Here is a 19,454-nt window from a genome sequence, read left to right on the forward strand (position 1 = left end):
ACACCGCGACGCGGGGCCCTCATCCGCCGTTCAGCGTGCGCTGCGGTGTACGGCCGTACGCGGCGCGGTAGAGCGCGGCGAAGCGGCCGGGGTGGTGGAAACCCCAGCGCGCGGCGACCTCGGTGACGGTCGTCCCCGCGGCGAGGTCCGCGGCCCGCAGGTCCTCGTGGACGTGGGCGAGCCGCACGCGGCGCAGTTGGGCGAGGGGTGTGGTGTCCAGGTGCCGGCGGAAGGCGTACTGCAGGGCCCGGACGGTGACATGGGCCGCCGCGGCGATGTCGGCGACGCCGACGGGCTGGTCGGCGTGGTCCTCGATGTAGGCGAGCGCCCTCCGGAGCGTGCCGGGGTGGGCGTCGGCGCGGTCGCTTCCGGTCGGGTCCGTCAGCGCGGTGCTGGGGAAGCAGGCGAGGATGCTCGCGGCCAGGTGCTGGGCGGCGGTCGAGGCGATCAGCGGCTGGTCCGCCAGCGCCGGATCGGCGAGCACGTGCGCGCGCAGATAGCCGACGGCGGCCCGCAACTGCCGGGCCGCGGCGGGGGAGTGCGGCCGGTGCCCGGTGAGCCGCACCGGCTGCGGCGCGCGCCGCGGGGCGGCCTCGGCCACCTGGGACAGCAGCGCGGGGTCCAGCAGGGCGAGGGTGTAGCGGGCGGCGCAGACCCGCCCGGAGTACGGCTGGTCGGGCGGTGCCAGGGAGACGACGTCGCCGGGGCCGAAGGAGTCCTCCACGCCCCGGTAGGCGTGGTCCCGGATGGTTCCCGAACGCACCAGGCACAGGCAGATCCGGCCGAGCGGGGTCGCGGCGTAGTCCATGTCGAAGCCGAGGGTGACGTCGTCGACGCTGAACGCGGTGACGGCGGTGCGGTGGACGCGGGCCGGGGCGGCGTCCGGGGTGCTGCTGCCGATGCGCATCCGCGTGTAGGTGCGGCTGAGGAAGTCCTGTGTCGACGCGAGGTCGTCGCTCTCGAACACCAGCGTGTCCATGGCCCTGCCGTCCCGTCCTTCCGCGTCGGGGAACGCGTTCCGCGGCAGCGTACGTCCGCGCCGGTGCGGGCTGCCACGTCCGCCGGATTGCGTTTTGTGGACGGTGGCGGGCGGATCCTTCGTTCCGCGGGTGGTGCGCCGCACCGGCCGGGTGAAGGCTTGATCCGTTCTGTGCCGCGGTGGCCTGCGAGGACCGTGGCGGACGTGGACCCACGAAGGGAGCCGTGGCGGCGCGCCATGACGGAAGACCACGATCTCCTCGCGAAGATCACGGCCCTGCACGAGGAGGTCGCCCGGCTGCGCCAGGCCGTGGCGTCCCACGCCGTGATGGACCAGGCCATCGGCGTCGTCATCACGCTCGGCACCCTCCGCCCGGAGGAGGGCTGGAAGGTGCTGGAGGAGGTGGCCCGGCAGACCGGCACCCCTCTGCGTGAGGTGGCCACCCACCTGGTGGAGTGGGCGCACTGCGGCTGGCTGCCGGAGGCGATCGAGCAGGCCCTCGATGCGGCCCTGACCCGCGACGACCGCTGAACGGCCCCCGCAGCAGGCGTTTTTCCGAAGTCTTTGCCGATGGCCGATTCCTGACGAGCCCGCGCCGCAGCTGAGCCGCCGCAGGTTTTCGCGGACGTAAAGAGCGGCCGAAAAGGCGGGGGTGGCGAGGCCGTCCCCGGGATGTCCGCGTTGACCCGACCGGGCTTCGTGACGCACCGTCGGAATGTAGATGGCTCATACAACTGGTTCGCCCGAGCAACCTCACGCGTCCGTGCGAGCGCGGCACCCTGCGCGTCCGCGCGGACCGGCGGGGAGCCCTCGGCGCACCGCAAATCAGGAGGGCAGGACATGTGCGGCATCACCGGCTGGGTCTCCTTCGACCGTGATCTCGGCGCCGAGCGCGCCTCGTTGGACGCCATGACCGAGACGATGGCCTGCCGCGGCCCCGACGACGCCGGCACCTGGGTGCAGGGCCCGGCCGCGCTGGGCCACCGCAGGCTCGCGATCATCGACCTGCCCGGCGGGCGCCAGCCGATGACCGCCGACACCCCCGAGGGGACCGTCGCCCTCGTCTACTCGGGCGAGGCCTACAACTTCACCGAGCTGCGGCGCGAACTCACCGGCCGCGGGCACCGGTTCACCACCGACTCCGACACCGAGGTCGTCCTGCGCGGCTACCTCGAATGGGGCGAGGCCCTCGCCGAACGCCTCAACGGCATGTACGCGTTCGCGATCTGGGACGCCCGGCACGACAAGCTCGTGATGATCCGCGACCGGATGGGCATCAAGCCCTTCTACTACCACCCGACCTCCGACGGCGTGCTGTTCGGGTCCGAGCCCAAGGCGATCCTCGCCAACCCGCTCGCCCGGGCGCGGGTGCGCCTGGACGGGCTGCGCGAGCTGTTCACCATGATCAAGACGCCCGGGCACGCCGTCTGGGACGGCATGCGGGAGGTCGAGCCGGGCACCGTCGTCACCGTCGACCGCACCGGCCTGCGCACCCGCGCCTACTGGCGCCTGGAGACCCGCCCGCATGTTGACGACCGCGCCACCACCATCGCCACGGTGCGCACCCTGCTCGAGGACATCGTGCGCCGCCAGCTCGTCGCCGACGTCCCCCGCTGCACCCTGCTCTCCGGCGGCCTCGACTCCTCCGCCATGACCGCGCTGGCCGCCCGGCAGCTCGCCGAACACGGCGAGAAGGTGCGCAGCTTCGCCGTCGACTTCGTCGGCCAGAGCGAGAACTTCGTCGCCGACGAACTGCGCGGCACCCCCGACACGCCCTTCGTGCACGACGTGGCCCGCACCGCGCACACCGAGCACCAGGACATCGTCCTGGACGCGCAGGCGCTCGCCGACCCCGAGGTGCGGGCCAAGGTGATCCGCGCCCGTGACCTGCCCGCGGGCTTCGGCGACATGGACGCCTCCCTCTACCTGCTCTTCCGCGCCATCCGCGAGCACTCCACGGTGGCCCTGTCCGGGGAGTCCGCCGACGAGGTGTTCGGCGGGTACCTGCAGTTCTTCGACGAGGAGGCCCGCCGCGCCGACGCCTTCCCCTGGCTGGTGAGCATGGGCCGCCACTTCGGCGAGGACACCGAGGTGCTGCGCACGGACCTGCTGGACTCCCTCGACCTGCCGGGTTACGTCGCCGACGGCTACCGCGCGGCTGTCTCCGGCATCGAACGCCTCACCGGCGAGAGCGACTTCGAGTACCGGATGCGGCGGATCTGCCACCTGCACCTGACCCGCTTCGTGCGCATCCTGCTCGACCGCAAGGACCGCGCCAGCATGGCCGTCGGCCTGGAGGTCCGCGTCCCGTTCTGCGACCACCGGCTCGTCGAGTACGTCTACAACACGCCCTGGACACTGAAGTCCTTCGACGGCCGCGAGAAGAGCCTCCTGCGCGAGGCCACCGCCGACCTGCTGCCGCGGTCCGTCTACGACCGCGTCAAGAGCCCGTATCCGTCCACGCAGGACCCGAAGTACGCGGCCGCTCTCCAGGACCACGTCAAGGAGCTGCTCGGCCGCCCCTCCCACCGGGTGTTCGACCTGGTCGACCGCGACCGGGTGCGCCGGCTGGCCGAACGCACCGAGCCGGTCGCCACGCAGGCCGCGCGGCGCGGCCTGGAACGCACCCTCGACCTGGCGATGTGGCTCGACATGTACGCACCCGAGATCGTGACCGGCTGACAGCAGGTCAGTTCAGCCAGAACCCGGTCCGGCGCAGCCACAGGTCGAGCAGGGGACGCTCACCCCGGATCTCGAGACGGTCGCGGACGGGCCGGCCGTACAGGAGCAGCAGCAGGTCGGCGAGCGGGCCGCGCACGGTCACCGCCGCCGGCCCGCTGCCGTGCTCCCAGTGTGGCCCCTGCGAGCCGAGGCCGACGAACCAGCCCGGCCCCGGGTGATCGCTCGGCGTGAGGCACAGACTGCGCCCCTCGCCGAGCAGCTGCCCCTCGCCGTCGCCGCCCTGGTACACCTCGGGCAGCAGCCCGAAGCCCATCCACGCGTCGATTCCGTGCCGCGCGATCGCCGGGTCCAGGGTGTGGGCGGCGTCCACGGTCCAGGCGGCGTCGGCCCGGTGCACCACGGTCTCGAACAGCGCGTGGCGCCCCCAGAACGTCACCGGCTGGTCCGGCATCGCCGTCCACACCCGTACGTCCTCACCGGCGTCCGCGAACGCCTCCGCCAGCTGCCGCGCGCCGTCGGCCAGCCAGTCGCCGAGGACCGCGGGGTCGCGGTCGTCGTGGCCGAAGACGTCGTCCACCAGGTCGTGCGGCACCTCCCTCGTGGCCCGGGTCCGCACGACCGTCTCCACCCACCGGTGCGCCCCGCCCACGTGCCGCACCAACTGACCGAGGTTCCAGGCGGGGCAGGTGGGAACGCGGGCGGTGACGTCGGCGCCCGCGAGCAGGGCGCGCAACCGGCCGGTCTCGTCGAGGATCGCGCCGCGGTACCGGTCGAGGTTCCAGTGCGTCATCCGCCCACCCTACGCACGGCGTCCCGGACCGTCCGGTCACGGCAGTTCGTGCGCCACCGCGACCGGCTCGAACGCGATCCGGGTGCGTGCCGCGTCGTCCGCCCACACGACCTCGATCTGACGGTCCGTCACGGACACCTCCGTGACGGCGCCCGCCAGGCCGGCGTCGTCTCCCGTGCCGAGCGCGGCCAGGCAGACGTGCACCGTCGTGCCCCCGGCCGCCCCGGTGAGCCGCGGCACCTCCGCCCAGCGCGTGTACGCCGTGCCCTGCGGGGCGCGCACGGTGTCCGCCGGCCCGTCGAAGCCGTGCAGCGGGTGCAGCGCGGACACCAGACCCTCCTGCGGACCGGTCGCCCATCCCGTCTGGGTGACCAGCGCCCCGGCCGGCGCCCCCAGCACGCGGTGCACCCGCAGCTCGTACGGCCCGCGGGCGACGGTCACGCTCTCCACGCGCAGCCCCGGCACCGTCGGCGGGCCGGCCGCGAACACCGGCCGGTGCCAGGAGGCCGCCCAGCCCCAGCCGTCGCCGTGCCCCGCGCCCAGGGGACGGATGCGGCGCCGGACGCTGCCGTGCCCGCCCACCCGCACCGACAGATGGTTGTCCGCGACGTTGCCGGGCGCCGTCGGCCCGGTCCGCGTCGAGTACGCCTGCCGCCCGTAGTGCGGATCCTCCTCCGCCGCGCTCTCGCCCTCGTGCGGGCGCACATGGTCACTGCCGTGGTTGTGCAGCCGGACGATCCCGTCCGCGCGGGTCGTCTGCACCAGCAGGCCGGGAGCCGGCAGGGCCAGCACCCGGTCGGCCTCCTCCACCGGTGCCGGCTCCTCCCGCGCGGTCCACAGGGCGTGCTCGGCGGGGGCGAGCAGGGCGACGAACGCCTTCGAGGCCCAGTAGGGGGAGGCGGGACCGGAGTACGACTGCAGGCTCGCCTCGTGCGGCCCGTGCCAGCCGAGTGTCAGCAGGCCGTCCTCGCCGAGCGCCCCGCGGTCCAGGAAGTAGCGCAGGCTGCCGTTGGCCAGCCGCCGCGACACCCCGGGCGCCAGCGGGGTGTGCCCGGTCAGCGCGCCCAGCGAGACGGCCGCGGAGGCCGCGAAGCGGTACGTCAGGGAGCGGCCGAAGTGCACCGGCGCCCCGTCGGCGCCGAACATCAGCGCACAGCCCTCCAGGTGGGCGCGCAGCCGGGCGCCGTAGCGCTCCAGCAGCTCGCCGTCGCCGGACAGATGCGCGTCCAGCACCGGATACAGGTGCAGCGCCCAGCCGTTGTAGTGGTCGAAGGCCCGTCCGTCGCCGTCCGCGTACCAGCCGTCGCCCCGGTACCAGCCCTCCATCAGCTCCAGCGCCCGCTCCCGGGCCGCGGCGGTCTCCGCGTCCCCGCGGCCCACCGACTCCAGGAACCCGGCCACGGTGTAGGGGAAGAGGTACCAGTTGTTCGGCGCGGGCGTGTGCCGCAGCGCCCCGCGCAGCCACTCCTCGGCCCGGTCCTGCACTCCGGCGTCCAGGTGCTTCCACAGCCACGGCGCCGTCAGCCGCAGGCCGAGGGCGACCGACGCGGACTCCACCATCGGCTGGCCCTGCACGTCGTGGTCGAGGATCAGCGGCCAGGACTCGGTGTCGTCCCGCCCGGCGGTGCGGGTGCCCGCGGTCAGGCCCTCGGCGTACCGCTGAAGCCAGCCGTGCGGATCGTCCCCGCCCGCGCCGGCGACCCGGAACGCGGCGGCGAGGAAGGTGCGGGCGTACCCCTCCAGGCCGTCGGAGCGCACGCCCGAGCGGGACGGCCGGCCGGGCAGGTCCAGCAGCGCGCCGCCCGGGGTGCGCCAGCGCCAGGCCGCGGCGAGCAGCCCGTCCGCCACGGCCTCCCAGTGGGCGCGGGTGTACCCGGTGTGCGGGCTGGTGGCCCGGTCCTCCGGCGGCAGTTCGAAGGGGGTGCTCATGCGGTGAAGGCCAGCCTTTCGCGTCGTACGGGATGGAGGAAGCCGGCGCCGGAGGCCCAGCGGGCGGTCTCGGCGACGGCCAGATCGGCCAGCCGGCGCCACTCGTTGCCCTGGGAGCCGGCGAGGTGCGGCGTGATCAGCGCGTTGCGGCAGTCCCACAGCGGGTGGTCCGGCGGCAGCACTTCGGGCTCGGTGACGTCCAGGACGACGCGGATGCGGCCCGCCACCGCGGCCTCGGTGAGCGCGTCCTGGTCGATCACCGCGCCGCGGGCGGTGTTGATCAGCACCGCGTCCGGCCGCATCGAGTCGATCAGCGCCCGGCCGACCAGGCCCCGGGTCTCGGGCAGCAGCGGGGTGTGCACGCTGACCGTGTCCGACCGGGTGAACAGCTCGGCCAGGCCGACCCGCTCCACCCCCAGCGCGGCGGCGTCGGCGTCGGAGACGTACGGGTCGTGCAGCAGCACCTCGACGTCGTGCGGGCGCAGCAGCTCGACGACCCGGCGGCCGATGAGCGACGCCGACAGGATGCCCACCGTGCGGCGGTGGTTGCCGACCGAGCGGGGCGTGGCCAGCGGGTCGACCCGGCGGCGCTCGGACCGGTGGTCACGGGCCCGTTCCAGCGCCCGCTTGCCGGTGAGCAGGATCATCGCCAGCGTGTACTCGGCCACCGGCAGCGCGTTGGCCGCGGCCGCCGAGGACACCTCGATGCCGCGCGCCCAGCAGGCGTCGGTGACATGCCCGCGCACACTGCCGGCGGTGTGCACGACCGCCCGCAGCCGGGGCGCCGCCGCCAGGACCTCCTCGTCCAGCGGCGGACAGCCCCAGCCGGTGACCAGCAGATCGGCGTCGGCGAGCAGCGACCGGGCCCGGTCGGTGGTGAGGTCGTCCAGCACGGGCAGAGGGGCGAGGTCGCAGACCCGGCCGAGCGCGGCGAGCGAGTCGGGGTCCAGCACGGCCGCGGCGGCGGCGCGGGACATGGCGAGGACGGCGCGCGGGCGGAAGCCGGGGCCCGGCGTTGACACGGTCATGGAACTCCTGTCGAGCGGGGCTTACTTGACGGCGCCGGCGGTCAGACCGCTGCGCCAGAAACGCTGGAGGAGGACGAAGGCGAGGATGAGGGGCAGCACGGCGAGCAGCGAACCCATGATCACCACGGGGTAGTACTCCGGCGACACCGACGCGGAGCTGTTCCACGTGTACAGGCCGAGGCTGACCGGGTACAGGTCCTGGTCGGACAGCATGACCATGGGCAGGAAGAAGTTGTTCCAGATCGCCGTGAGCTGGAAGAGGAACACCGTGACCAGCCCCGGGCCGAGCATCCTGAACGCCACGCGCGCGTACGTCGTCAGCTCGCCCGCCCCGTCGATGCGGGCCGCCTCCAGCACCTCGTCGGGCACAAAGCCCCGGGCGAAGATCCGGCCGAGATAGACGCCGAACGGGTTGAACAGCACCGGCACGAACACCGCCCAGAAGGTGTTCACCAGCCCGGCCCGGGAGGCCATCAGGTACAGCGGCAGCGCGAGCACCGTCTGCGGCACCATCACCGCGGCCAGCACCAGGCCGAACAGCTTCTCCTTGTGCCGGAAGCGGTACTTGTCGAAGGCGTACCCGCAGGCCACGCTCACCAGCGCGCCGATCGCGGCGCCGAGCACCGCGTACAGCAGGCTGTTGAGGTACCAGCGGCCGTACTGCCCGTCGTCCATCGTGAACAGGTCGCGCAGATTGGCGGCGAAGGAGAAGCCGCTCGTCGAGAGCAGGTCGCTGCCGAACAGGGCGTCCCGGTTCCTCGCGGCGGCCAGCACCAGCCACAGCACCGGCAGCAGCGTGTACAGCACGGACACGCCGACGACGACGTTGACGGTGGCCCGGCCCAGCAGTCTCGGGCGCAGCAGGGTGCTGTCGGCGCTCATCGGGCCTCCTCGGCGTCGGCGCGTGCGGTGAACCGGGTCACGCCGTAGGACAGGGCGATCGTGCAGGCCAGCAGCACCACCGAGGCGGCCGCCGCCAGGCCGTAGTTGTTGCGGGTGAAGGCGGCGTCGTAGATGTACATGCTGGGCGAGAACCGGGAGCTGATCATCGGGGAGGACTGGCTGAGCAGCATCGGCTCGGTGAACAGCTGCAGCGCCCAGATCAGCGTGAACATCGCCACCATCACCAGCGAGGCGCGGATCAGCGGCGTCTTCACCTGGAGCGCGGTGCGCACCGGGCCGGCGCCGTCGACCACGGACGCCTCGATCACCTCGCGGGGCACGGCCTGCAGGGCGGCGTAGAAGACCACCATGTTGTAGCCGAGGTTGGACCACAGGGCGATGTTCACGATGGAGGGCAGCACGGTGTGCAGCCCGAGGAAGTCGAGGTGGATGTCGGCCCGGGCGAACAGGTCGATGACCGGGCTGATGCCCGGTGTGTACAGGTACAGCCAGATCAGCGCGGCGATGATGCCGGGCACCGCGTGCGGTAGGAACAGCCCGAGCTGCGCCCAGGCCCGCAGCCGTACGACGCCGGAGTCCAGCAGCAGGGCGAGGGCGAGCGCGCCGGCGACCATGAGCGGGATGTAGATCAGGCAGTACAGCGCGACCGTGCCGAGGCCGCCGAGGAAGGTCGGGTCGGTCAGCACGGCCGTGTAGCTGCGCAGGCCCACGAAGACCCGGCGTTCGGGCCCGAAGCCGAGGCCGGGCTGGTCGTCGCTGAAGAAGCTGAGATAGACGGCCGTCCCCACGGGGATCAGGAAGACGGTGACCAGCAGGGCGAAGAACGGCGTCATCAGCACGCCGCACGCGGACAGCTGCCGGCGCCGGGCCGCGCGGCGGGCACGCGGGTCGAGAGCGGGGGCGCCGGCGGTCGCCGTGCGCCGCGGGGTCTCGGTCATGGCCATGGGTTGCTCACCTGCCTCTCGGGCGGCTCAGGTGGTGTGCTCGGTGGTGGACAGGCCGAGCGCCCTCAGGTCGGGCATGGTGCCGTCCTGGGCCGCCCGCAGGGAGTCGACGAGGGTGCCCTGACCGGCGCCGACCCGGGCGAAGGAGTCCTGCATGACCTTCTGCGTGGCGGTCATCCGCGGGCCCCACACCCAGCCGTCGCGGATCTTCGCGGCCTCCTGCTCGAAGAGGCGGTAGATGTCCTGGCCGCCGTAGTAGGACCGGTCGAAGGCCTCCCGGCCGACGGCGACCAGGGCGGTCGCGGCCGGGTACTGGCTGGACGTGCCGCTGGACAGGCGGGCGCGCAGCGCGTCCGGGTGGGAGACCTGCCACTCGATGAACTCCATCGCGGCCTCGGGGTGGCGGCTGTCCTTGGTGACGGCGAACGTCGATCCGCCGTGCGTGCCCACGTACGGCCGCCCGGTGTCCCACTGCGGCAGCGGGGCGATCCGCCACAGGCCCTTCTGGCCGGGCCGCGCCTTCATCTGCGCGCCCGCGTCCCAGGCGCCGCTCAGCCGGGTCAGGACCAGGCCGCCCGCGATCTGCGCGTCCGCCTGGCGGCTCTCCACGGCGTTCACGAACACGTCGCCGCGGTCGATCAGGCTCTGCCAGTAGCCGGCCACCCGCCGGGAGGGCGCGTCGGCGAGGGAGACGTTCCAGGCCCCGCCCCGGGTGTCGAACCAGTGCGCGCCGGCCTGCCAGGCGTACGCGGCGAACTGCGTGCCGCCGTCGGTGGGGAACAGCACCAGCCGGCGGCCGGACGCCCTGCGCCGCACCGCTGCCGCGAGCGCCGCGAACTCCTCCCAGGTGCGCGGCACGCTGAACCCGTACCGCTCGAAGAGGTCGGCGCGGTAGTGCATCACCATCGGCTCCACGTCCAGCGGCACGCTGAACACCCGGCCTTCGAACGTGGTCAGGCCCAGCGCCTGCGGCAGCAGCCTGGCCCGCAGGGAGTCGCTGACCAGGCCGGTGATGTCGCGGGCGACGCCGTCGATGGCGAACCCCGGCACCTGCGGGTACTCCAGGGTGGCGACGTCGGGCGCGTTGCCGGCCCGGGCGGCGTTGCTGAGCTTGGCGTAGCCGCCCTGCCCGCCGGAGGGGATCTGCTGGAACTCGACCTGGACGGTCCGGTGCGTGCGGTTGAACGCGTCGACGACCTCCTTGCTGCCGCGCAGCGCGGACCAGAAGGTGATGCGTGTGACGCCGCCGCTGCGGGGCCGGTGCGCCCGCGGCGCCACGGCAGCCGCTGACGCCTGCGGCGAGCGGTGCCGCGGTCAACGCGGCGAGCACGGACCGACGGCTGGGTCGACCGGGCATGGGATGCCTCCCGCGGCTCCTGCGTGTCGGGGACACGACTGTTCGGGGACACCCGCATCCTCAGCCGGTCGACCGTAAACGGTCAATAGATCGATCAGAAGAAAATAAAACGTTCAAACGCTCAGTTCGAGGCCGGCTCCAGGGCCCGGGTCGAATCGCGCACCGTCAGCGACGGCAGCAGCTCCACCCGCTGCACGGCACCGGCCGCCGCGGCTCCGGTTCGCCCGAGGCGCCGCAGCAGTAGCTCCGCGGCCACCCGGCCCACCTCCGCCTTCGGCGGGGTCACCGCCGTCAGCGGGGTGGCGCCCAGCGAGGCCACCACGTCGTCGTACGCCACGACCGAGCAGTCCTCCGGCACCCGCACCCCGCTGTCCGCCAGCTGCTGCACCAGCATCAGCGCGTCCACGTCGCCGTGCAGCACGGCACCCGTCGCGCCCACCTCGCGCAGGACCGCAGACAGCTCAGCCGTCTCCTGCCCGGTGTACGGCCCGTCCTGCCCCGCCTCGGGCGCGCTGAGCAGCCACGCCCACTCCTCGACCAGCGGATGCTCCTCGGCGATCGCACGGAACGCCGAGCGCAGGGTGCGCGCGGTCGGGCTGTCGTCGCGCGTGGCGAACACCAGCCGCCGGTGACCGAGCCCGACGAGGTGCTCGACGGCGAGGCGGGCGCCGTGGACGTGATCGGAGCAGACGGAGTCCATGGCGTGCAGCGCGCTGCCCGGCCGGGGCCGCCGCTCCATCAGCACCGCCGGCACGTCCAGCGCGGCCAGCCACCCGTAGTCGGCCTCCTCCAGGGCCCGGCTGCGCCAGCGCGGCGCCAGCAGCAGCCCCCGCGCCCCGTCGGCGAGCGCGCGCTCCACCAACGGCCGCTCGGCGCCCGCGACTTGAGGCGCGATGTGCAGCGCGATCCGCAGACCGGCCTCCTCCAGCACCGAGCGGGCGCCGTGCAGGGCCTCGTAGAGGTACGAATGACGCTCGGGTACGACGACGGCGACCGCGTCTCCCTCGGCGGCGTCCCCGGCGGGCGGCTCCTGCCGGGGGGCGAGCGTCGCCGACCGCACCACGCCGTGGCCGCGGCGCAGCTTCCCCTCGCGGGTCAGCTCCTCCACGTCCCGGCGCACCGTCACCACGGACACCTCCAGCTCCGCGGCGAGGTCGCGCACGCGCGCGGAACCGCGGGCCTGCACCGCCGCGAGGATGCGTTGACGCCTGAGCTCGACCGGCTCCCGCACGAGGCCTCCCCGACCCGGAGATGTTCGTTTGAACGATTGCCCTCAGCATAACGATCGCTTCGGCGGCGGGAAGGGGCGCGAACGATTTCGGTGACCGTGACGCGGGATCAGCGAGGATGACCGTGACGCGGGATCAGCGGGGGAGCGGGCGCAGCCGGAGCGCCGGACGCACTACAGGGCGGCACGCCGGGGTGACGGGGGAGGAGCCGGGGCGGCGCGGCGGGTCAGTCCCACAGCGGGTAGGTGACCACCCGGGGGAACCCGCTCGGGCGGCCGTCGGTGTAGGTCAGCGTCATGCGCGTGTAGTGCTGCGTCCGCGGGTGCTTCTTCCAGGGACGGGGCTCGTCCAGCCGGACCGTGACGGCGTAGGAGTGGAAACGGCCCGCCGCGCAGTACGGCTTGCAGTCGTTGACCGCGTTGATCCCCTTGCCCACCGCGGCCTTGGCGTCCCACCGCTTCCAGTGCAGGGAGGTCAGGCGGCTGTTGCCGTCACCGCAGGCCAGGATGAAGTCGGCCGGGCGCACCTCGGGATGCCAGAGGCAGTCGACGAGCACGGGCCGCGGGGCGCGCCGCGCGGTCTCCGCGGCCGTCGAGGCGGAGGACACCGGTCCGGTCGCCGCCGCGAGCGAGGCGACGGCGCAGAGCGTGAAGGCCGCCCTCAGCATGTGTGTGCGCATGGTTCCCGCTCCCGCTGTTCGTCCGCACCGCACCCCGTCGCCCGGCAGGGAGGTTCGAACGTCTCGCGCCGGGCGACGGCTCTGGTGCGAGGCTACGACCGCACCGGACGAACCACCACTCGGACGGAGCAGCCTGCCCCTGGGACGCCGGTCCCCGTTATCATCCTCTAAACGCGATATCTGGTGCTTTGTCCTTGAAGCGGGCTTTCGTCCCGGCCGGAGTGATCATGTCCCGCAAGCGCCCGTCGGAGGACGGCGACGAGCTGCTGACCAGGCTCAGCGCCCTGACCGCCCAGGCGCGCGAGCGCGCGGAACTGCAGCGCTCGCAGGTCGAGCTGGCCATCGCCCTGCAACGCGGCATGCTCCCGGCGCATCTCCCCGCCGCCCCCGGCTTCCACCTGGCGGTGCAGTACACCCCGGCCACCTCCGGGCTGAGCGTCGGCGGGGACTGGTACGACGCGTTCACGCTGCCCGACGGCCGGATCGGGCTGTCGATCGGCGACGTCCAGGGGCACAACATCGACGCCGCCGCCTTCATGGGCCAGGTCCGGGTCGCCCTGCGCGCGCTGGCCTCCGTCACCAGCCACCCCGGCGAACTGCTCGGCCGCACGAACGACCTGCTGCTGTCCCTCGGCACGGATCTCTTCGCCACCTGCACCTTCATCCGGCTCGACCCGGCCACCGGGCTGCTGGAGAGCGCGCGGGCCGGCCACATACCGTTCGTCTGGGCCACGGCCGACGGGCGCTCCGGCATCGCCGAGGGGGAGAGCGGGCCGCCGCTCGGCGTCCTGGAAGGGGTCTCGTACCCGGTCGCCCGGCATCACCTCACCACCGGGGGCGTGTTCGTCCTCGTCACCGACGGCGTGGTCGAGGGCCCCGCGCTCGGCGTCGACGAGGGCCTCGACCAGGTCGTCCGCCTGGCCGGCATCGCCGCGGTGGCCGGCCTGGAGGCCACCTCCCTGGCCGCCGCCGTCATCAGGGGCGCGGAACGAGTGGGCCACGCCGACGACGCCGCCGTCCTGGTCGTCGGCCACGACGGCCTGGACCCGCACCGCCGGTGAGCGGCCCGGGACCCCGGGGCCGTCCCCGGCCGACACCATCCGGCCGCACGTCCCCTGCCGTGCCTGCGCCGAGCCTCGACCCTGCGTCCGCCGGCGGCGGCGGACCGGCCGAGCCGGTGTGACGGGCTGGTCCACTCAGCCATAGGCGGGATCCCGGCGCGTCCCGCCTCGACGTCGGGGCGGGGGCGGTGTCTCATGGCGGTGTGGTGGCTACCCAGGACCTGCGGCGACCGGCCGTGCTCGTGCTTCAGGCGCTGGTGGTCGCGGGCTGCTACTACGCCGCCGGCCGCCTGGGGCTGTACCGCCAGCTCGTCGTGGAGGGCGCGGTCGTCACCCCCATCTGGCCCGCCTCCGGCGTCGCCGTGGCCGCCCTGCTGATCCTCGGGCTGCGCGTGTGGCCCGGTATCGCCCTCGGCACACTGCTGATCATCGAGTCCATCGCCCCCGTGCACATCGACGTCCTCGGCACCGTCGTCGGCAACACGCTCGCCCCTGTGTGCGCCTGCCTGCTGCTGCGCCGGGCCGGGTTCCGGCTCAGCCTGAGCCGGTTACGCGACGGTCTCGCCCTGGTCTTCCTGGGCGCCCTGACCGCCATGCTGATCAGTTCCTTCGCCGGGGCCGGCCTGCTCGTCGCCACCGACAAGCTCTCCGCCTCCGACTTCTGGCCCGTCTGGCTCGCCTGGTGGGTCGGCGACGCCATGGGCGTCCTGATCGTCACCCCGCTGCTGCTGATGCTGTACACCCTGCGCCGCCTGCCTGCGCCGACCCGCTGGAAGGAGGCCCTCCTCCTCGCCGTCATCGCCGCTGTCGTCATCCCGCTGGCCAGCCACTCCACGCTCAGCGTGCTCTTCCTGGTCTATCCGCTGCTGATCTGGGCGGCCCTGCGCTTCCGCCTCGCCGGCAGCATGCTGTGCGCGCTGCTGACGTCCGTCCTGGCCACCATCGCCGCCACCGACCGCGTCGGCCCTTTCGAGCGGCTCAGCCGCATCGAGGTGATGATCAAGCTCCAGGCCTTCAACGGCTCCATGGCGCTGACCGCCCTGCTGCTGTCGGCCCTGATCACCGAGCAGCTCAACACCCGGCGGTCGGTGGAGAAGGCCTGCCAGGAGCTGGTCGAGGTCCTCGAACACCTCACCGCCGGTGAACCGCCGCCCCGCCGCGATTCCCGGGAGGGCACCGAACGCTGACTCCGGCCGGCCCCCACCGCCGCGCCGGTCGCCGCGCCCCTCGCCGCGCCGACCACCGACCCGGTCCGCGCCCCGTCGCCCCGCCCTCGCGTAAGCGGCGCGTGACCTGGAAAGATGAACGGCGTCACGAACGACTCGGACACGACATGACCGACAAGGGACCCAACCCAACCGGAGGAGCGGGCACACATGCAGCACGAGCGAGCGGGCAAGCAGGCCGGACCCGAGGACCTCGTCGACGTCGCCCGGCTGGTCACCGCGTACTACACGCTGCACCCCGACCCGGCCGAACCGGGCCAGCGCGTGGCGTTCGGCACGTCCGGGCACCGCGGATCGTCGCTGGCGACCGCGTTCAACGAGGACCACATCGCCGCCACCAGCCAGGCTATCTGCGAGTACCGGCAGGCCCAGGGCATCGACGGCCCCCTCTTCCTCGGCGCCGACACCCACGCGCTGTCCGAGCCCGCCAAGGCCACCGCCCTGGAGGTGTTCGCCGCCAACGACGTCACCGTCCTCGTCGACAGCGCCGACGGCTACACCCCCACCCCGGCGCTCTCCCACGCCATCCTCACCCACAACCGGGGCCGTACCTCCGGCCTCGCCGACGGCGTCGTCGTCACCCCCTCGCACAACCCGCCCGCCGACGGCGGCTTCAAGTACAACCCGCCGAACGGCGGCCCCGCGGCGTCCGACGCGACCTCCTGGATCCAGGACCGCGCCAACGAGATCATCCGCGCCGGCCTGAAGGACGTCCGCCGCGTCCCCTACGCCCGCGCCCTGGCCGCCCCCACCACCGGCCGCTACGACTTCCTCGGCACCTACGTCGCCGACCTGCCCAGCGTCCTGGACCTGGACGCCGTGCGCGCGGCCGGCGTGCGCATCGGCGCCGACCCGCTGGGCGGAGCGTCCGTGGCGTACTGGGGCCGGATCGCCGAGCAGCACGGCCTCGACCTGACCGTGGTCAACCCGCTCACCGACCCCACCTGGCGCTTCATGACGCTGGACTGGGACGGCAAGATCCGCATGGACTGCTCCTCGCCCAACGCCATGGCCTCGCTCATCGCCCAGCGCGACCGCTTCCAGATCGCCACCGGCAACGACGCGGACGCCGACCGGCACGGCATCGTCACCCCGGACGCCGGGCTGATGAACCCCAACCACTACCTCGCCGTCGCCATCCAGTACCTCTACAGCCACCGCGACCAGTGGCCCGCCGACGCCGGTATCGGCAAGACCCTGGTGTCCTCCGCGATGATCGACCGGGTCGCCGAGGGCCTCGGCCGCCGTCTGGTCGAGGTGCCGGTCGGCTTCAAGTGGTTCGTCGACGGCCTGCTCGACGGCTCCCTCGGCTTCGGCGGCGAGGAGTCGGCCGGCGCCTCCTTCCTGCGCCGCGACGGCTCGGTGTGGACCACGGACAAGGACGGCATCCTGCTCGCCCTCCTGGCCTCGGAGATCATCGCCGTCACCGGCAAGACCCCCTCCCAGCACTACGCCGACCTCACCGCCCGCTACGGCGAGCCCGCCTACGCGCGCACCGACGCCCCCGCCACCCGCGAGGAGAAGGCGCTGCTCGGCAAGTTGTCCCCGGCCCAGGTCGGCGCCGACACGCTGGCCGGCGAGGCCGTCACCGGCGTCCTCACCGAGGCGCCCGGCAACGGCGCGGCCATCGGCGGCATCAAGGTGAGCACCGCCAACGCCTGGTTCGCGGCCCGCCCCTCCGGCACCGAGGACGTGTACAAGATCTACGCCGAGTCCTTCCTCGGCCCGGACCACCTGGCCCGGGTCCAGGAGGAGGCCAAGGGCGTCGTCCTGGCGGCCCTCGGCGGCTGACGGACCGCGTCCCCGGCGGGCCCGGCGTGACTTGATCCGCTCATCGGGCGGTGACAGGATGCGGGCTCGCCGGTTGGTTTACTTCGGGACAGCCGCCCGGAGCGAGCACGGAGGGGTCGGCTGTGGCGCTGCAGGAACGTGCGGTCAGAACGCGCCGTACCATCCTCGTCGCCGCTGCCGCCGTCTTCGCCGAGGTGGGCTACGAGTCCGCCACCATCGCGCAGATACTGCAGCGCGCCGGGGTGACCAAGGGCGCGCTGTACTTCCACTTCTCCTCCAAGCGCGAGCTGGCCGACGCCGTGCTCGCCGACCAGCTCGGCGCCGTACCGCAGGTGCCGACGCAGGACCTGGTGCTCCAGGAGGTCCTGGACACCACCTTCCTGGTCGCCCATCTGCTCAGCCGCGGCGACCCGCTGGTGCGCGGCAGCATCCGGCTCACCGTCGAGCAGGGCGTGCGGTGCGACGAACTGGACCGCGAGGCGCCGATGCGCGGCTGGGTCGCGCGCAGCGCCGCGCTGCTGGCGCGGGCCAAGGCGCACGGCGAACTGCTGCCGCACGTCGACGTGGACGCGACGGCGCGCCTGTTCGTCGGCGCCTTCACCGGCGTCCAGCTCCTGTCGAAGATCATGACCGGGCACGCCGACCTGGCCGAGCGGATCGCCGACATGGAACGCCACCTGATGGCGAGCATCGCCGTACCCGCCGTCCTGCTGCAGCTGGACATGGCGCCCGACCGTGGCGCCCGCGTCCACGAGCGGGTACGCGGCCGGGCGGACGGGCCACCGGGCCGGCGCCCCTGAACACCAGCCCCCGCTCATGGCTCATGACCGGCGCGGGTACGTCTTCCTGACAAGCTGTCAGATCCAGCCGTCGAGCGCCTTCATGAACCCCTCCAGGTCGTCCCGGTGCAGCGTGTGCCCGGCGCCCGCCACGGTGCGCACCTCGAAGCCGCGGGCGCGCAGCACGTCCGCCTCAGCCGGACCGACGAGCAGGCTGGGATCGGCGAGTGTCACCAGCGACGGCACCTCGGCGCGCAGCGGCAGGAATCCCCGCAGCGGGGCCCCGCCCAGGAAGTGCGCGGTCCGCGGGTCCCAGTCGGCCAACGTGGCCAGTTCCACGTCCACGTCCTCCGCGGCCCAGCGCGGGTTGAGCGCGGTGATCTGCTCCCGCGAGGCGTTCTTGAACCCGGCGAACAGCGACGGGTCGACGGCCGCCTCCGGGTCGGCGGTGGACCAGGCCGGGTCGGCGTACACCGCGCGGCGCGGCCGCAGCCGGTCCACGGCGAGCAGCAGGGAGAGGCCCCCGAGGGAGTGCCCGATGGCCAGGTCGGCGCCCGTGGGCAGGGTGTCGACCAGGTCGTCGGCGAACAGCTCGGGGGAGTACACCGCGGCGCGCGGCGAGCGGCCGTGGCCGCGCAGATCGACGGCGATCACGCGGTAGCCGCGGTCGGCGAGCAGCGGGCCGACCCGGTGCCAGGTGCGGGCGTCGGACATGATGCCGTGGACCAGCAGCGCGGTCCGCTCGCCGGTGCCCCATGCGGTGGTGTCGAGCAGCACGGTCGTCGTCGTTCCCTTCCTGAGGGTCGGCGCAGGAATGACACGTGTCAGTGGCGCGTGTGCGTCCATTTCTTAACAGGCGGCCCGTGACCTGAACAGACCCCGTGCACCGAAAAGACTCGAACGGAAACGGACAACGAGGTGACCCCGTTCGGCTGCTCCGGCCGCCTCGGCGGCATGGGAGCGCGTTCAGGGGTTACCTGACGGTCATGGCGAAGCTGCATCTTCCGGGACGAAAGGACCACCGCGACGGGTCGGCGGAGCATCCGCCCGCGCCGCCGCCCGAGGACCTGGGCCCCGGGCCCGAGGTGGAACGGCGGGCGCCGGACACCCCGGCGAAGCTGCCGAAGGGGGCGTGGCGGCGGATCCTCAAGGGGAGCCTGCGGGAGTTCAAGGACGACGAACTGACCGACCGCGCGGCCGCCCTGACCTACTACGGCGTGCTGGCCCTCTTCCCCGGGCTGCTGGTCCTGGTGTCGATCCTCGGCCTCACGGGCCGCTCGACCACGGACAAAGTGCTGACCAACATCCGGCAGCTCGCGCCCGGCTCGGCGCGCGACATCCTCACCCGGGCCGTGGAGCAGCTGCAGGGAAGCGCCGGACTCGGCTCCCTCATGGCGGTCGTCGGCGTGGTGGTCGCCCTGTGGTCGGCGTCGGGCTATGTGGCGGCCTTCATGCGGGCGGCCAACGCCGTGTACGACATCCCCGAGGGCCGGCCCGTGTGGAAGATCCTGCCCGTACGGGTCGGGGTCACCGCCGTCCTGATGGTGCTCGCCATGGTGAGCGCGCTCATCGTGGTCTTCACCGGCGGCATCGCCCGCCGCGCCGGGGACGCCCTCGGGGTCGGTGACACCGCGCTGACGGTGTGGTCGATCGCCAAGTGGCCGGTGCTGGTCCTGCTCGTCACCGTGATGATCGCCCTGCTGTACTGGGCCGCCCCGAACGCCAAGGTCAAGGGCTTCCGCTGGATCACGCCGGGCAGCTTCCTGGCCCTGGTGATCTGGCTGATCGCCTCCGGCGGGTTCGCGGTCTACGTCGCCAACTTCGCGTCGTACAACAAGACCTACGGCACCATGGCCGGTGTCATCGTCTTCCTGGTGTGGCTGTGGATCGGCAACCTGGCGGTGCTGCTGGGGCTCGAGTTCGACGCGGAGACCGTGCGGCAGCGGGCCATCGCCGGCGGACTGCCGGCCGACGCGGAGCCGTACACCGAGCCCCGGGACACCCGGACCTGGGACGAGGACGATCTGCGCCGCCTGAGCGACACCTGACTCGGGGCGCCGAGCCCCCGCCGTACACA

At 73.3% G+C, this 19,454-nt stretch carries 16 protein-coding genes and 1 pseudogene; 7 read left to right on the top strand and 10 right to left on the bottom strand.

Annotated features, from left to right (window positions below; all coding sequences use genetic code 11):
* Positions 1–19: 19 nt before the first annotated feature.
* Positions 20–979 carry a helix-turn-helix transcriptional regulator gene (locus ACF1AL_RS26750; protein ID WP_391827707.1) on the bottom strand — a complete coding sequence of 320 codons (960 nt, stop codon included), beginning with the start codon at positions 977–979 and terminating at the stop codon, positions 20–22.
* A 237-nt stretch (positions 980–1,216) separates the two neighbouring features.
* On the opposite strand from ACF1AL_RS26750, the gene ACF1AL_RS26755 reads away from it, so the two are divergent.
* Together ACF1AL_RS26755 and asnB are read left to right on the top strand one after the other, a co-directional pair.
* Positions 1,217–1,510 carry an ANTAR domain-containing protein gene (locus ACF1AL_RS26755; protein WP_391827709.1) on the top strand — a complete coding sequence of 98 codons (294 nt, stop codon included), beginning with the start codon at positions 1,217–1,219 and terminating at the stop codon, positions 1,508–1,510.
* A gap of 309 nt (positions 1,511–1,819) precedes the next feature.
* Positions 1,820–3,661 (top strand): asparagine synthase (glutamine-hydrolyzing), encoded by a 1,842-nt coding sequence (gene asnB / locus ACF1AL_RS26760; protein ID WP_391827711.1) that lies wholly within the window; start codon positions 1,820–1,822, stop codon positions 3,659–3,661.
* 7 nt (positions 3,662–3,668) lie between these two features.
* On the opposite strand, the gene ACF1AL_RS26765 is transcribed toward asnB, so the two are convergent.
* The 8 genes and pseudogenes from ACF1AL_RS26765 to ACF1AL_RS26800 form a co-directional block, all read right to left on the bottom strand.
* A complete protein-coding gene (locus tag ACF1AL_RS26765) occupies positions 3,669–4,451 on the bottom strand; it encodes a maleylpyruvate isomerase family mycothiol-dependent enzyme (RefSeq protein ID WP_391699672.1) in 783 nt (260 codons plus the stop codon).
* Between the two features lie 36 nt (positions 4,452–4,487).
* Complete coding sequence (locus ACF1AL_RS26770; protein ID WP_391827713.1) at positions 4,488–6,380, bottom strand: DUF2264 domain-containing protein; 1,893 nt, start codon at positions 6,378–6,380, stop codon at positions 4,488–4,490.
* Positions 6,377–7,408 (bottom strand): hydroxyacid dehydrogenase, encoded by a 1,032-nt coding sequence (locus ACF1AL_RS26775; protein WP_391778346.1) that lies wholly within the window; start codon positions 7,406–7,408, stop codon positions 6,377–6,379. The genes ACF1AL_RS26770 and ACF1AL_RS26775 overlap by 4 nt, the downstream gene beginning before the upstream one ends.
* Before the next feature lie 21 nt (positions 7,409–7,429).
* Positions 7,430–8,290 (bottom strand): carbohydrate ABC transporter permease, encoded by an 861-nt coding sequence (locus ACF1AL_RS26780; RefSeq protein WP_391827715.1) that lies wholly within the window; start codon positions 8,288–8,290, stop codon positions 7,430–7,432.
* A complete protein-coding gene (locus tag ACF1AL_RS26785) occupies positions 8,287–9,255 on the bottom strand; it encodes a carbohydrate ABC transporter permease (protein WP_391827717.1) in 969 nt (322 codons plus the stop codon). Before ACF1AL_RS26785 ends, ACF1AL_RS26780 begins: the two co-directional genes overlap by 4 nt.
* Positions 9,256–9,282: 27 nt before the next feature.
* Positions 9,283–10,612, bottom strand: a pseudogene (locus ACF1AL_RS26790) (ABC transporter substrate-binding protein).
* 121 nt (positions 10,613–10,733) lie between these two features.
* Positions 10,734–11,843 (bottom strand): substrate-binding domain-containing protein, encoded by a 1,110-nt coding sequence (locus tag ACF1AL_RS26795; RefSeq protein ID WP_391827720.1) that lies wholly within the window; start codon positions 11,841–11,843, stop codon positions 10,734–10,736.
* A 224-nt stretch (positions 11,844–12,067) separates the two neighbouring features.
* A complete protein-coding gene (locus tag ACF1AL_RS26800) occupies positions 12,068–12,520 on the bottom strand; it encodes a hypothetical protein (RefSeq protein WP_366837744.1) in 453 nt (150 codons plus the stop codon).
* Between the two features lie 227 nt (positions 12,521–12,747).
* Here ACF1AL_RS26800 and ACF1AL_RS26805 point away from each other — a divergent pair, with 227 nt between their 5' ends.
* The 4 genes from ACF1AL_RS26805 to ACF1AL_RS26820 all read left to right on the top strand — a co-directional run bounded on the left by ACF1AL_RS26805 (position 12,748) and on the right by ACF1AL_RS26820 (position 17,398).
* Complete coding sequence (locus tag ACF1AL_RS26805; protein WP_366837745.1) at positions 12,748–13,581, top strand: PP2C family protein-serine/threonine phosphatase; 834 nt, start codon at positions 12,748–12,750, stop codon at positions 13,579–13,581.
* A 203-nt stretch (positions 13,582–13,784) separates the two neighbouring features.
* A complete protein-coding gene (locus ACF1AL_RS26810; RefSeq protein ID WP_366837746.1) occupies positions 13,785–14,768 on the top strand; it encodes an MASE1 domain-containing protein in 984 nt (327 codons plus the stop codon).
* A gap of 189 nt (positions 14,769–14,957) precedes the next feature.
* A complete protein-coding gene (gene pgm / locus ACF1AL_RS26815) occupies positions 14,958–16,598 on the top strand; it encodes a phosphoglucomutase (alpha-D-glucose-1,6-bisphosphate-dependent) (RefSeq protein WP_391827722.1) in 1,641 nt (546 codons plus the stop codon).
* Positions 16,599–16,720: 122 nt separating this feature from the next.
* The gene (locus ACF1AL_RS26820; RefSeq protein WP_391778351.1) at positions 16,721–17,398 is read left to right on the top strand and encodes a ScbR family autoregulator-binding transcription factor; all 678 of its coding nucleotides are present in this window, start codon (positions 16,721–16,723) and stop codon (positions 17,396–17,398) included.
* A 57-nt stretch (positions 17,399–17,455) separates the two neighbouring features.
* On the opposite strand, the gene ACF1AL_RS26825 is transcribed toward ACF1AL_RS26820, so the two are convergent.
* Complete coding sequence (locus ACF1AL_RS26825) at positions 17,456–18,154, bottom strand: alpha/beta fold hydrolase (protein WP_391827724.1); 699 nt, start codon at positions 18,152–18,154, stop codon at positions 17,456–17,458.
* 209 nt (positions 18,155–18,363) lie between these two features.
* Here ACF1AL_RS26825 and ACF1AL_RS26830 point away from each other — a divergent pair, with 209 nt between their 5' ends.
* A complete protein-coding gene (locus ACF1AL_RS26830) occupies positions 18,364–19,425 on the top strand; it encodes a YihY/virulence factor BrkB family protein (protein WP_391699648.1) in 1,062 nt (353 codons plus the stop codon).
* Positions 19,426–19,454: the final 29 nt, after the last annotated feature.

The organism is Streptomyces sp. NPDC014801, assembly GCF_043082085.1.
Classification (GTDB): domain Bacteria; phylum Actinomycetota; class Actinomycetes; order Streptomycetales; family Streptomycetaceae; genus Streptomyces.

Coding starts and splice junctions, on each gene's coding strand:
- ACF1AL_RS26765 (WP_391699672.1), bottom strand. CDS start 4,451: ATGACGCACTGGAACCTCGACCGGTACCGCGGCGCGATCCTCGACGAG.
- ACF1AL_RS26755 (WP_391827709.1), top strand. CDS start 1,217: ATGACGGAAGACCACGATCTCCTCGCGAAGATCACGGCCCTGCACGAG.
- ACF1AL_RS26770 (WP_391827713.1), bottom strand. CDS start 6,380: ATGAGCACCCCCTTCGAACTGCCGCCGGAGGACCGGGCCACCAGCCCG.
- pgm (WP_391827722.1), top strand. CDS start 14,958: ATGCAGCACGAGCGAGCGGGCAAGCAGGCCGGACCCGAGGACCTCGTC.
- ACF1AL_RS26750 (WP_391827707.1), bottom strand. CDS start 979: ATGGACACGCTGGTGTTCGAGAGCGACGACCTCGCGTCGACACAGGAC.
- ACF1AL_RS26800 (WP_366837744.1), bottom strand. CDS start 12,520: ATGCGCACACACATGCTGAGGGCGGCCTTCACGCTCTGCGCCGTCGCC.
- ACF1AL_RS26805 (WP_366837745.1), top strand. CDS start 12,748: ATGTCCCGCAAGCGCCCGTCGGAGGACGGCGACGAGCTGCTGACCAGG.
- ACF1AL_RS26780 (WP_391827715.1), bottom strand. CDS start 8,290: ATGAGCGCCGACAGCACCCTGCTGCGCCCGAGACTGCTGGGCCGGGCC.
- ACF1AL_RS26785 (WP_391827717.1), bottom strand. CDS start 9,255: ATGGCCATGACCGAGACCCCGCGGCGCACGGCGACCGCCGGCGCCCCC.
- asnB (WP_391827711.1), top strand. CDS start 1,820: ATGTGCGGCATCACCGGCTGGGTCTCCTTCGACCGTGATCTCGGCGCC.
- ACF1AL_RS26775 (WP_391778346.1), bottom strand. CDS start 7,408: ATGACCGTGTCAACGCCGGGCCCCGGCTTCCGCCCGCGCGCCGTCCTC.
- ACF1AL_RS26830 (WP_391699648.1), top strand. CDS start 18,364: ATGGCGAAGCTGCATCTTCCGGGACGAAAGGACCACCGCGACGGGTCG.